Origin of the sequence: Halosaccharopolyspora lacisalsi, assembly GCF_014137975.1 — a bacterium.
GTDB lineage: Bacteria > Actinomycetota > Actinomycetes > Mycobacteriales > Pseudonocardiaceae > Halosaccharopolyspora > Halosaccharopolyspora lacisalsi.
This window is the reverse complement of the sequence record NZ_JACGWZ010000005.1, coordinates 81,767-94,038: the sequence shown is the minus strand read 5'-3', so window position 1 is coordinate 94,038 and position 12,272 is coordinate 81,767. Positions and strand designations below refer to the sequence as shown.

Sequence of the window (12,272 nt, the reverse complement as noted above, 5' to 3'; positions counted from 1 at the left end):
GTCGGTACCGGGCGATGGACGCGGTCACGGCCCGTCAGAAAGTCAGCACCGAGTGACCCTCGACGAGCAGGTTGCGAAAGCTCGGGTGCCCCTCGTGCTCCTCGATCGTCCCGACACCCGCGTCATGCACGTGCTGCTCGGTTTCGAAGGCCTTCGCGCAGAATCCGCACGCTCCGGAGATGACGTCGGCGACCTGCTGGTACAGCTGGTGCACCGGATGGTCGGAGCCGGAAAGCGCGCTCGGCCACTTGGTGCCCGCACCGTCGAAGATCATGCGGATCTCGTCGCCGGCCTGCTTGAGCTCCTTTGGCCGCGATCACGGCGTTGAACACGCGCCCGAGGTCGGCGTGGCTCTCGGTATCCGCCAGCACCACGACGGCTGCCCTGGGCATACTTCTCCTTCGCGCGGGACCGTCCACATCTCCCCGCCCGAGGGCGGGTTCGGCCAAACGCCGCCATCGCACGCCCCGCATCCGGTCACGCCCGCGGACGCCGTGTCCGTCCTGAGGGCACCGACGAAGTCCGCTGCTGAGCCACGCCCTCGTGGCGCGTTCGGGACTACTGGACCTCGAGCACCAGCTTGCCGGTGACGTGACCGGTTTCGCCCTGCTCGTGCGCCTTCGCCGCCTCGGTCAGCGGGAACGTCCCGGCGATCTCGGCGCGCAGCTTGCCCTCCTCGACGAGGTCGGCGACCGCGCTCATGCCCGCGTGGTCGGCTTCGACGAGCAGCACTTCGGCCCGCTTCCCGGCTCGCTCAGCCGCGGCGGAGAGTTCGGCCCGGCCCATCGGCAGAATCGACACCAGCAGACCACCGCGACGCAGGACGCCCAGCGACCGGGCCCGGTAGTCGTCACTGCCGATGGTGTCGAGCACGACGTCGACGTCGCTGACCGCCGCGCCGAAGTCGACCTCGCGGTAGTCGACGAGCTCGTCGGCGCCGAGGCCGCGCAGGAACTCGTGCTTACCCGCGCTGGCGGTTCCGATCACGTGCGCGCCACGGGCCTTCGCGATCTGCACCGCGAGGTGTCCGACACCGCCGGCCGCCGCGTGGATCAGCACCCGCTGGCCGGCTCGGACGTCGGCGGTGTCCACCAGCGCCTGCCACGCGGTCAGCGCGGCCAGCGGAACAGCCCCCGCCTGCACGTGGTCCACCCGGGACGGCTTGCGCGCGAAGGCACGGGTGGGCCCGGTGACGTAGTCGGCGTGCGAACCCACGCCGTGGGGGTAGGGCAGCATGCCGAAAACCTCGTCACCCGGCTTGAACAGGGTGACACCGGTGCCGATGGCCTCGACGACGCCCGAGACGTCCCAGCCGAGGACGAACGGGGGGTTGCCGAGGAACATTCCCTCGGCCCGGTGCTTCCAGTCCGTCGGGTTGAGCCCCGCGGCGTGGACCCGCACCAGCAGTTGGCTCGGCCCGGGATCCGGGCGTTCGACCTCCACCTCGTGCAGCACCTCGGGGCCGCCGAGGACATCCTGGCTCATGGCACGCATCGTGCTCGTTGCACTCATACCTCCAGGATGCCGCGCGACGACCACCACGCAAACGGGCCCCGCCTGCTCCGAAGCAGTCCTGCCGATCGTCCGGACCGCGTTCGTTGAGCCGGATCACAGCGGTGTCGGGTTTCGAGATCTCCCCTGCGGGCGACCCTGCCGGCAACGGAATGCACTAACACGAACACCGAAGGTTCATCAAGAGCCTTGTTTGGAGGGACGATCGTGACCGACACACGCCGTCTGCCGTGGCCGCGCACCGAGCACTGGGACTGGCAGCGGCACGCCGCCTGCCGCGAGTACGGGGACACAGTGTTCTTCCACCCCGAACACGAACGCGGAGGAGCCCGTCTACGCCGCGAGAACGCGGCCAAGGCCATCTGCGGTCACTGCCCGGTACAGCGCGCATGCCTCCACCACGCGCTGCAGACCCACGAACCCTACGGCGTGTGGGGTGGTCTCGGCGAAAGCGAACGACGTTCCCTGCTGGCCCACACGGCCTGACCCGCTCCACGAAGCTCGGCCGGGGGCCGCCGGCGGCCCCCGGCCGCCCGGCCCGAGCGAGCCCGTCGAAGACGATCGCCGCAGAACTCGACTTCACGATCTCCCGCAGGGGCGAGGAGGCCGGCCGCAGCTCATTCCGCGTCCGGCCGGATCAGGGCCAGGCCGGTCTCCTCGTCCACCCGCTTCGTCAGATGCGTCGGCGTCTCGGTGACGATCACCTCGAGCGTCGGCCACACGCTCAGACGCCGAACGTGCCCGCCTATCGTCGAGCCGTCCCGGAGTCCGAAGACCGCGTGCGCGTGCAGGGCCGGGGACGTTCCCCGCACGGCGATGTCCCCGACGAAGGAAAGCACCTCGGCCTGCCGGACGAGCGGAATGTCCTGGTAAGCCTTCTCCTGAGGGTCGAAGTAACCCAGGGTGCCCTCGCTGGCGGCACCCACCGCCGTCAACCCGGCACCCGTGATCTCCTGCTCGCGCGCGAACGTCGCCAGCTCCGCCGCGGCCTCGTCCCCCTTGTCCATGACGACCACGAAAGTGCGCAACCCGTCGACCTCGTGCAGCAGCTTGCTTCGCATGGCCAGTGACTAACCACGTCCCGCCGCGATGAAACCAACCGTCGGTCACGGGCGGCGCGGTCGCTCAACCGAAAATCCGGGCCTTTCGGGTACCCCACCTCGTCGTGTACGCCGAGGACGCTTCCCGGAGGCAAGCGCGGCGCCGCCGATCGCGGATCTCCGGAGTACGGAGCCGCGGCGGTGGGTATCCGCTGGTATGGCAGACACCAAACGACTGGCCGTGGTCACCGGCGCCTCCAGCGGCATCGGCTACGAGCTGGCCAGGCAGTTCGCGCACAACGACTTCGACCTGCTGATCAACTCCGAGGAGACGGGGCTGGACGGTGCCGCCGAGAAACTCCGGGAGACCGGAGCCGAGGTCACGCCCGTGCAGGCGGATCTGACCAACTACGACGGTGTGGAAAAGCTCTACGCCGCGATCGGCGTGACGGGACGGCCGGTACACGCCGCCGCGCTCAACGCCGGCGTGGGCCAGGGCGGCTCGTTCGTGGACAACGACCTCGCCGACGAGCTCGCGGTCATCAACCTCAACGTCACCTCGACCGTGCACCTGGCCAAGCGCCTGCTGACCGACATGGTCGCCCGTGACGAGGGCAGAATGCTGATCACCTCGTCGATCGCGTCGATGGTGCCGGGCTCGTACCAGGCGGTCTACAACGCGTCGAAGTCGTTCCTCCAGTCGTTCGCCGAGGCGGTGGCCGACGAGCTCGGGGAGACCCGGGTCACCGTGACCTCGCTGGAACCCGGACCGACCGAGACGAACTTCTTCCGGCGTGCTCGGCTGAAGAGCGCACGTATCGGCCAGGGGCCGAAGGACGACCCCGCGCAGGTCGCCGAGCAGGGATTCGAGGCGCTCATGGCGGGTCGGCAGAAGATCGTCGCGGGATCCGGGACGACCAAGGCGATGGGAGCCGCCAACTCGGTGCTACCGGACAAGGTCAAGGCCGCCGCGCACAGCCTGTTGTCCAAGCCCCGCTCCGGGCGGTGAAGCCGGCCACGAGGACGCGCGGCACCTGCTCGTAGGCTTGCGAGCATGGTTGAAGTGGGTCGTCGAACGCGCAACCAACCAGCACCACCACATGTCGTCTTCGAGGAGCTGACCGATCCCGACCGTGATCCGGCGCGGCCGTGGCTGACGCTGCTCGACGACGAACGGCGTCCTCGCCTCGTCGAAGTGGACGAGCCGGCACTCGTCGTCCGGTCGTCGCTGTGGAACAAGCGACCGGATGCGGTGGTGCGCTTCGACCTGCCTGCCGAGCGCGACGGGTACGGAACGGACCTGTGCTGGACGCTGCTGGTCGACCACCCCGCACCGGATGCCGCACTGATCGGCCACATGCGCAAGCGCCTGAACCGACTCGTCAACGCGAATCTCAGGTACACGTTCGGTCAGTAACGAATCCACCACTGTGACAGTGCGTGGTGGGCTGGTCGAGCGCCCCACCGGCAAGAGACCGTGAGTCAGGTCCCGCAGCAGAGGAGGCGCGCCCGTTCGGGCTCGTGCCACCACAGGGCCGGGTCGCGTTCGGGCTCGGCCCGGTGAACGCCCCGGACGTGCGCGGGTCGGTCCGCCGAGGGCGAGGTGAACGGGTGCAGGAGCTGTTCGCCGGTGTACACCCGGCCTCCCCTGATGGTGGTGTGGACCGCGGCCGCGGCGGTGATGTCGTTCAGCGGGTTTCCGGAGACGAGGGCGAGATCGGCGTAGGCGCCGGGACGGACGTGACCGAGTTCCTCCCCGAGCCCGAGCCAGCGGGCCGGGTTGCGGGTGGCGACGGTCAGCGCTTCGTGGGGGGTGAAGCCGTGGCGCACCATCGCGCGCATGTTCATGTGCAGGGAGAGGGCGACGTCGTCCAGCGGCGCGTCCGTTCCGGCGATGACGAACCCCCCACCGCGGTGGATGCGCAGCAGCATGGTCACCTTGTTCGCGAGCTCGGCGCGCCAGACCTCCCCCTCGGGTCCGGTGGCCTGTTCGACCTTGGCGAGCAGGCTCTCGTACTCCCACGGCGGGAACAGCGCCGCGGTACGCCGGTCCTCGACGAGGGAGCGGTCGAACGCGTACAGCGCGGCCGAGCTGAACAGGGTCGGGGTGATCGACATGCCGCTGGTGGTGAACAGGTCGATCACGTCCTGGTAGGCGTTGCCGAGCTCGCTGACGGTGTGCGAGTAGCCGAGCCGGTTGGTGGCGCCGGTGTGCTCCATCCCGTCCACGCCGATGTCGGCGGCCGGATACAGGTAGTGCGAGGTCAGGGGAACTCCCAGCTCGTGGGCGAGCGCGACGGCCTCCCGCTGCAGCGACGCGGGCAGCCGCACGTACGTCTTGATCAGGTCGTACCCCAGTTTCGACGCCCGCTCCATCTCCAGGCGCAGCTGCTGAGCGCTGAGCGTGGGTCGCATGAAGTTGTAGTAGACGCGGCTGCCGTCGATGGCTTCGCCGGTGGCGTAGTAGCGCGGTCCGACCCGTGCGCCCGAGGCCAGCGCCTCCCGGGTCTCCTGCATCTGGTAAGCGGGGTCCCCCGGTGACCGGGTCGTGGTGATGCCGTAGGCCAACCACGCGCGCCCCTGCCGGTCGCCCCACTGGCGGCCCCGCAGGTGCCAGTGGTTGTGCGCGTCGATCAGCCCGGGGATCGCGGTCAGCTCGCCCGCCTCCAACGTGGGCCGCCCGGGCCGGTGCGGCAGTACGGCCGCGATGCGGTCGTGCGCGAGCACGATGTCCACGCCCCGTCGCAGCGTGTTCGCGTGCCCGTCCCACAGGGCACCGACATGCACTGCTCGGTGCTGTTCGGTCCGCGCCGGGGACCACCGCAGCCGCAGGGGGATCGTGCTGGTCCGCCCGGTGCCGATGTGCACCGACCGCAGGTGACCACCGTTGAGGAACAGCAGGTGTTCGGCGTCCCGCCAGGCCAACGAGTCGGTCAGCTCGTCGGTCACCCGCCGCGGCGGTCCGGTGAACCGGCCGAGTGCGTCCACCGGCACCACCCACGCCCGCGACTCCAGTGAAAACGCCAGGTGCGCACCGTCCGGTGACCACACCGGGCCGTCGTCCCCGCGGGTGCTGATCGACCGGAACGGCAGCGGCTCGGTGTAGTGCAACGCACCGGAATCCAGCTCGACCCGCAGGATCTGACTGGTGCCTTCCCGGAAGCGCCGGCTGTACGGTTTCACCGCGGCCAGCACCAGCACTCGCCCGTCCGGGGACCAGTCCGGCCGTCCCGGCTGGAACAGCGGCGGGGCCACCTGCCGCGTCCGACCGCTTCCCGGCTCGGCCACCCACGTCGCCCCGTCCTGATCCTGGTAAGCGATCCGCGTGCCGTCCGGGGAGAACCGCGGGGCCAGCTGGGCACCCTCGACGTCGGTGATCCGGTGTTCCGCGCCGGAGTCCAGTTCCCGCAGCCACAGGTCGGCGGTGCCGCCCCGGTCCGACACGTACACCACCCGGCGCCCGTCCGGGGAGAAATCGGGGTCGGAGGCGAAGTAACCGTCGTCGACCAGTTTGCGGGGTTCCTGCCCGAGGACCATCACCCACACCGAGTTCAGCGCGCGGAACGCCACCCGCGTGCCGTCCCGGGAGCACACGGGGCCGGCGATGCCCAGTACCCGGTTCCCCCGCACGCCCGGACGCCGCCGCGGGTAGGAGCGTTCCGTGCGCACCGGCACTCTCGCGGTGAACGGCACCTCGTCGCTGCCTCCGTCCAGCCGGCGCCGTCGGATCCGTCCGTCCGCGGTGTACAGCAGTTCTCCCGCCGACAGCCACCGGGGAGCGAACCCGAACACGTCCTCGCCCTCGGTGACCGTTCGCTGATCGACCATCAGATCCGAGCGGGAGCCGGTCCGGTGCACGTAGCCCACGCTCGTCCCGTCCGGCGCGAGGCTCGGGCCGAACAGCGTGGTGCTCGCCGGGTCCTCCTCCACCAGCCGCCGCACCGCGCCGCTGGCCAGCTGCACCCGCTCGATCGCCGCCCCACCCGCGAGGTAGATCAGCGCGCTCCCGTCCGGGGACCAGCTCGGCGTCCGGACGTCCTGCTGTGCGGTGGTCACTCGGGAGATCCGTCCCGTGTCCACCTCCAGGGTGAAAATTTGGTACCCGGCGTTCGACCGGTCCGAGCTGAACGCGATCAGGCGACCGTCCGGCGAGAACCGCGGTTCCCGGTGATCCCAACCGCCCTCCGTCAGCTGCCGCAACCCCTGTCCGTCCACACCGATCACCCAGAGGTGGAAACGACCGTCCTGGTAGGACTGGAACACCAGCCTGCGGCCGTCCGGGGACCAGTCCGGCTGCGTGGCGTCCTGCAGCTGGTCGGTGAGCCTGCGGGCCGGTTCCCCCGAGGCACCGGCCACCCAGATCGCGTTCACCACGTCGAAGGCGACCCGAGAGCCCTCCGGCGCCGGCGCTGCACACAGGTTCGTACCCGCCGTCAACCGCACCCCCACCGACTCGTCCCCGGAGGAACCCCCGAGGCGAGGCTCGGCGAGCACCGAACCCGTCCCGCCGGATGAGGCCAGCGCGCACGTCACCGCCCCGGCACCCGCTTGCAGCACCTTTCGCCGGCTGAGAGCAGCTGCTGAGCCAGCTTCCTGGTCAGGCTGCCGCGCGGACTCGGTACCCATCGAATCACCGTCCGTCCTCGAACTCGACATGCTCGTCATCCTGCACGGACGCGGGCGACGCTGCCGTGGCTACGCCGGGAGAAGCAGCGTACGGAGTCCTCACCCCGACAGCTCGTACTGTGACCGCGGGGGCACGGTCAGGAATAGCAGACACTCCGCTGCTGGTGGTACGGCCGATACGGTGACGCGGCTGTGCCGGCGGATACGACCCCACGACGCACTCGCCGGTCATCCCCGGCGGGCCGCCGCAAGTGGACTCAGCGCCGTGACCTGCTTTCTCCGCACGATCCCGTTCCGGTTTTTCGACGAGAGCCGAAAAGCGGCGAGAAGATCCACCGACGTCCGAGGCACGATCAGGTTGCGCCCCGGAGATCAATCGCACTCTTGGTGCTCGCGACGCATCCCGAGGGTTCCGCGCGTCTGCCGGAGCAGAAAAAGCCACGAGGAAGGAGCACCATGATGGACACCAAGCCCACGAAGCGCAACGGGGCCGCGGTCGCCCTCACCGCAGCGGCAGTGACCGGGCTCAGCGTGCTCGCAGCAGTCCCGGCACAGGCCGCACCGCCCCGGTGCGGCGCCGACGACGTGACCGTCTCGACCACCGAGCTACCCGCCCCGGTCGCCCAGGAACGGCTCTACGAGCTCACCATCCGAGCCACCCCCGGTACGACCTGCCTGGCCGGCGGCGCACCCCAGAACATGATCTTCTACGGCCCCAGCGGCGCACTGCCCATGCCCGTCGACACGCCCGAACCGGGCACCGGCGAACAAGTCGTCGTGGCCGCGGGCCAACCGGCCGCCGTGTACCTCAGCGGCCCCAAGACCAACGGGCCGGCCCGAGCCACCTCGGTCAGCTTCACCCTGCCCGGCGACACCACCCCGATCCACATCGGCTGGGTCCGCGGCGGCGTCGACGGCCCCCTGCGAGCCGGCACCATCACGAATCCGGTCAGCTGACCCGGACGTGGGAGAGGGACCGTCCCGTTGTTCAAGGCTGGAACGGTCCCCTTCCCCGAGCTCGTGCCCGGCCCCCGGAGCCCGCCCCGACGGCAACGGCGCCCGAACTCGCGGCCGGAACGCCGTCACCGAACATCATTGGTCGACGAATTCGGTGACCACTTCGACGAGTCCGGATGAAGTCCTGCCGCGCAGCTCCTCCTCGGAGGCCCGCTCGACGATGGTGCCGCCGCCCGTGGACCCGTTGACGCTCTCGGAGCCGAGGTTCAGCCATCCCGGCTTTCCCGGTGCAGGGCGTCGCAAGCTGGCCCGCACGGTGCCCCACGGGCCGTCACCGTCGCCACACCGTGCTCCACCAGCTCCGCCACGGCAGTCCCGACCGCCTCGGCCACCCACTCCGGAACCGGATCGCTCAACCGGTCGGGCAGCCGCTGCGATGTCCCACCAGGCAGGTCCGGCTGCTCCGTCACCGCGGTGCCCGCGGGCCGAGAGCACGCGACACCGCTTCCCAGCCGTAGCCGTCCCACACGCCGAACCAGCACCGCCCCGCAGTCGCCGTGTGCTGTTCCAGCAACTCCAGCACGGCCGCGTCCGGCCCGGTCAGAGTCCCCTCGTCCGGACTCGCCTCCCCCGGCACCGGCCCGGAGGCACGTGCTCCACTCGATCTCCGGAACGGCCATGCCCTCGTCCTCACCCGGGACCCAGCTGGCACCCTAGCCTCCCTCGGTTCGAGCACGACCTCGTCTCTCCTCTGCCCGAGTAAAACGTTTTACCCGCCTCGGCGGCCGCCGTGGTGATTGGCGACGGCCCCTCGGCCACCCGGCATGCTAGCGGCCCCGCGAGCCGACGCGAAACGAATGACGCCGCACAAACGCCCCCCACTCCCGGTCGGGTCTTGCCCATCGGGGCAGAACGCGGTCCCGCCGGGCACCTCGGCGGGACGGCCGGAGCCCCACACCTGAAGACTAGCTGGGCACAGGGATGCTCCTCACGCTCGGGCATTCGCAGCAGTGACACGCCCTGAAGGCGAACCCCGGCCAGGCTCCGTCACCCGAGTTATCGCCCCAGTCCGCGCCGCGGGTGCTCTCGACGAGATCAGCAGCGGCTCCCAGTGCGCGCCACCGACACGTGGTTGCGATCCGCCCCGGTCGCACGAGTGTCGCGCACGGTCTTGTTCGCAGTCACGACGGCCGCTATGGTGAGCATCACTTTGAAACGATTTACATTTTGCGGGTCCAGCAACCGGAGCCCGTGGCACCAAGGCCGATGGACAGGAGGTCCGATGGGAGTCCGGTTCGGCAGCAAACGCACGACAGGGTGGCGGGCAACGATCGCCGTGGCCATGTCGAACTACATCGAGGCCGGGTCGATCATCGCGATCGCCACGAGCCTCAGCTTGTGGCAGGAACGGTTCGGCCTGGACAACCTGGCGGTCGGACTCCTCGCCTCACTGAGCGCCAACGCGTTCGGGGCCGCGGCGGGAGCGGCCATCGGCGGTCCGCTGTGCGACCGCTACGGCAGGAAGTTCATCTACACCTACGACCTGCTGCTGTACATGGTGGGCGTGTTGTTGGCGGTGTTCGCCACGTCCTACGGGATGCTGCTGACCGCCTTCGTGCTGACCGGCATCGCCGTCGGTGCCGGAGTGACCGCGTCGTGGACCTACATCGCCGAGGAGGCCCCACCGCACCAGCGGGCGGCGCACGTCGGCACCGCCCAGCTGGCCTGGTCGATCGGGCCGATGATCGGCTACCTGCTGGCGGTCGTCGTCGCCCCGATCGGACTGCTCGGCAGCCGACTGATCTTCGCGCACCTGTTCCTGGTCGCCGCCGTGACGTGGTGGGTGCGGCGGGGCCTGCCGGAATCCGAGATCTGGCGCAGCAGGAACGAGGTCCCGGGCGAGCGCCCCTCCTTCCTCAGCAGCCTGCGCGGCCTGTTCACCAAGAAGGCCAACCTCACCGCGCTGCTGTTCCTGTTCGGCGTCTACGCCCTGTGGAACACCGTGGCCGGCCAGTCCGGGATCTTCCAGCCGCGCGTGTACGAAGCGGCGGGCGTCACCTCGGTGACCGAGCAGTACCTGCTGCAGGTCCTCATGTGGGGCTGCACCAGCGTGGCCACCTACCTCGGGTTCATGCTGCTCGCCGACCGGATGAGCCGTCGGTGGCTGTACTGCTCCAGCGCGGCGCTCGGCTTCCTCGCCTGGGCCGCGTTGATCTACGCCCCGCCCAGCGCCTTCACCATGCTGTTCTTCGCGATCGGCTGGGGCCTGTCCATGGGTGTCGGCGCGCAGGCGTTCTACGGGCTGTGGACCAGCGAGCTGTTCGCGACGCGCTACCGCGCCAGCGCGCAGGGAGTGCTGTTCCTGGCCGCCCGAGTGCTCGTCGGGTTGCTCAGCGTCTGGTTCCCGGTACTGCTGGCGCAGATCGGGCTGAAGGGGCTCGGTCTGCTCATCCTCGGACTGCTGGCCGCCTCCCTGCTCATCGGTACAGTGTGGACACCACGTACCCGGGGCAGGAGCCTGCAGCAAATCGAGGAGGAGCGCTACGGGGCCACCACGACCGCTGACGAGGCGGTGGTGACCTCATGACCCGCGTGTGCTTCCAGCTGCAGGTCGACCCCGACCGCATCGACGAGTACAGGCGCCGCCACGCGGCCGTGTGGCCCGAGATGCTGCGCGAGCTCGAAGCCTCGGGACGGCGCGACTACTCGCTGTTCCTCCGCCCGGACGGCCTGCTGATCGGCTACTACGAGACGGACTCCGTGACCCGCTCGGACGCCCACCTCGCGGCATCACGGGTGGCCGCGGTCTGGGAGGAACACATGGCCGACCTCTTCGTCGGCCGGAGCGGCCGTGCCGACCAGACGGCCACGGTCCTCGAAGAGGTCTTCCACCTCGAAGACCAGCTCGCCAACATCGGCGAGTCCGATCCGAACGAAGGAGAACGATGACCGCTCCGGGCCGTTTCGGCGAGATCACCGAAACCCTCGCTCGCCAATCCATCGAGCTGCCCAGCTGGGCGTTCGGCAACTCCGGCACCCGGTTCAAGGTGTTCGGCACGCCCGGCACCCCGCGCACACCGCACGAGAAGATCGCCGACGCCGCCAAGGTGCACGAGCTGACCGGGCTCGCGCCGACCGTGGCGCTGCACATCCCGTGGGACCACGTGGAGGACTTCACCGCGCTCAAGGCGTACGCGGAGGAGCTCGGCGTGCAGCTGGGCACGGTCAACTCGAACACGTTCCAGGACGAGGACTACAAGTTCGGCAGCCTCACCCACTCCGACCCGGCGGTGCGGCGCAAGGCCGTCGACCACCACTTCCGGTGCCTCGACATCATGCGCGCCACCGGTTCGACGGATCTGAAGATCTGGCTGGCCGACGGGACGAACTACCCCGGCCAGGGCTCGCTGCGGGCGCGCCAGGACCGGCTCGCCGAGTCGCTGGCCGAGATCTACGACAGGCTGGACGAGCACCAGCGGCTCGTGCTCGAGTACAAGTTCTTCGAACCGGCCTTCTACCACACCGACGTGCCCGACTGGGGCACCTCGTACGCGCAGGTCAGCGCGCTCGGCGACCGGGCCTTCACCTGCCTGGACACCGGCCACCACGCGCCGGGCACGAACATCGAGTTCATCGTCATGCAGCTGCTGCGGTTGGGCAAGCTCGGCTCGTTCGACTTCAACTCGCGCTTCTACGCCGACGACGACCTGATCGTCGGGGCGGCCGACCCGTTCCAGCTGTTCCGCATCATGCACGAAGTCGTCGCGGGTGGCGGACTCGACGAGGGGTCCCCGGTGCGCTTCATGCTCGACCAGTGCCACAACGTCGAGGAGAAGATCCCCGGTCAGATCCGCTCGGTGCTCAACGTGCAGGAGATGACCGCACGCGCGCTGCTGGTCGACCGCGCGGCACTCGAGAAGGCGCAGTCCGAGCACGACGTGCTCGGCGCGAACGCCGTGCTGATGGACGCCTTCCAGACCGACGTGCGACCGGACCTGGCGCAGTGGCGCGCATCGCGCGGGCTGCCCGCCGAACCGCTGCGCGCCTACGCCGAATCCGGGCACCAGCAGTACCTCGCCGAGCAGCGCGTCGGCGGTGCGCAGGCCGGGTGGGGAGCCTGATGAGCAACCGAGCAGG

At 69.8% G+C, this 12,272-nt stretch carries 13 protein-coding genes; 7 read left to right on the top strand and 6 right to left on the bottom strand.

Annotated features, from left to right (window positions below):
• Positions 1-34: 34 nt before the first annotated feature.
• Together FHX42_RS17025 and FHX42_RS17020 are read right to left on the bottom strand one after the other, a co-directional pair.
• On the bottom strand, positions 35-274 hold the full coding sequence (locus FHX42_RS17025; protein ID WP_220480501.1) for a hypothetical protein: 240 nt from the start codon (positions 272-274) through the stop codon (positions 35-37).
• A gap of 284 nt (positions 275-558) precedes the next feature.
• A complete protein-coding gene (locus FHX42_RS17020; protein ID WP_220480543.1) occupies positions 559-1,494 on the bottom strand; it encodes an NADP-dependent oxidoreductase in 936 nt (311 codons plus the stop codon).
• Between the two features lie 225 nt (positions 1,495-1,719).
• On the opposite strand from FHX42_RS17020, the gene FHX42_RS17015 reads away from it, so the two are divergent.
• Complete coding sequence (locus FHX42_RS17015; RefSeq protein ID WP_182545417.1) at positions 1,720-1,998, top strand: WhiB family transcriptional regulator; 279 nt, start codon at positions 1,720-1,722, stop codon at positions 1,996-1,998.
• 131 nt (positions 1,999-2,129) lie between these two features.
• On the opposite strand, the gene FHX42_RS17010 is transcribed toward FHX42_RS17015, so the two are convergent.
• A complete protein-coding gene (locus FHX42_RS17010) occupies positions 2,130-2,573 on the bottom strand; it encodes a PPC domain-containing DNA-binding protein (RefSeq protein WP_182545416.1) in 444 nt (147 codons plus the stop codon).
• Positions 2,574-2,769: 196 nt separating this feature from the next.
• Here FHX42_RS17010 and FHX42_RS17005 point away from each other — a divergent pair, with 196 nt between their 5' ends.
• Together FHX42_RS17005 and FHX42_RS17000 are read left to right on the top strand one after the other, a co-directional pair.
• A complete protein-coding gene (locus FHX42_RS17005) occupies positions 2,770-3,561 on the top strand; it encodes an SDR family NAD(P)-dependent oxidoreductase (RefSeq protein WP_182545415.1) in 792 nt (263 codons plus the stop codon).
• A gap of 45 nt (positions 3,562-3,606) precedes the next feature.
• Positions 3,607-3,969 (top strand): hypothetical protein, encoded by a 363-nt coding sequence (locus FHX42_RS17000; protein ID WP_182545414.1) that lies wholly within the window; start codon positions 3,607-3,609, stop codon positions 3,967-3,969.
• A gap of 65 nt (positions 3,970-4,034) precedes the next feature.
• Here the strand turns inward: FHX42_RS17000 and FHX42_RS16995 are convergent, their stop codons facing one another.
• Positions 4,035-7,178 (bottom strand): amidohydrolase family protein, encoded by a 3,144-nt coding sequence (locus FHX42_RS16995; protein WP_182545413.1) that lies wholly within the window; start codon positions 7,176-7,178, stop codon positions 4,035-4,037.
• A 459-nt stretch (positions 7,179-7,637) separates the two neighbouring features.
• Between FHX42_RS16995 and FHX42_RS26735 the strand changes: the two genes are divergently transcribed.
• Complete coding sequence (locus FHX42_RS26735) at positions 7,638-8,135, top strand: hypothetical protein (protein WP_235987447.1); 498 nt, start codon at positions 7,638-7,640, stop codon at positions 8,133-8,135.
• Between the two features lie 135 nt (positions 8,136-8,270).
• On the opposite strand, the gene FHX42_RS16985 is transcribed toward FHX42_RS26735, so the two are convergent.
• Both FHX42_RS16985 and FHX42_RS16980 read right to left on the bottom strand, forming a co-directional pair.
• Positions 8,271-8,438, bottom strand: a complete 168-nt coding sequence (locus FHX42_RS16985) for a hypothetical protein (protein WP_182545412.1) — start codon at positions 8,436-8,438, stop codon at positions 8,271-8,273.
• Positions 8,439-8,601: 163 nt separating this feature from the next.
• Positions 8,602-8,772 (bottom strand): hypothetical protein, encoded by a 171-nt coding sequence (locus FHX42_RS16980; protein ID WP_182545411.1) that lies wholly within the window; start codon positions 8,770-8,772, stop codon positions 8,602-8,604.
• Positions 8,773-9,417: 645 nt separating this feature from the next.
• Between FHX42_RS16980 and FHX42_RS16975 the strand changes: the two genes are divergently transcribed.
• Genes FHX42_RS16975 through rhaI form a run of 3 tightly spaced genes read left to right on the top strand, consistent with a single transcriptional unit; the run spans position 9,418 to position 12,256 of the window.
• Positions 9,418-10,722, top strand: coding sequence for an MFS transporter (locus FHX42_RS16975; protein WP_182545410.1), 1,305 nt, complete (start codon positions 9,418-9,420; stop codon positions 10,720-10,722).
• The gene (locus FHX42_RS16970) at positions 10,719-11,084 is read left to right on the top strand and encodes an L-rhamnose mutarotase (protein WP_182545409.1); all 366 of its coding nucleotides are present in this window, start codon (positions 10,719-10,721) and stop codon (positions 11,082-11,084) included. Before FHX42_RS16975 ends, FHX42_RS16970 begins: the two co-directional genes overlap by 4 nt.
• Positions 11,081-12,256, top strand: a complete 1,176-nt coding sequence (gene rhaI / locus FHX42_RS16965; protein ID WP_182545408.1) for an L-rhamnose isomerase — start codon at positions 11,081-11,083, stop codon at positions 12,254-12,256. The genes FHX42_RS16970 and rhaI overlap by 4 nt, the downstream gene beginning before the upstream one ends.
• Positions 12,257-12,272: the final 16 nt, after the last annotated feature.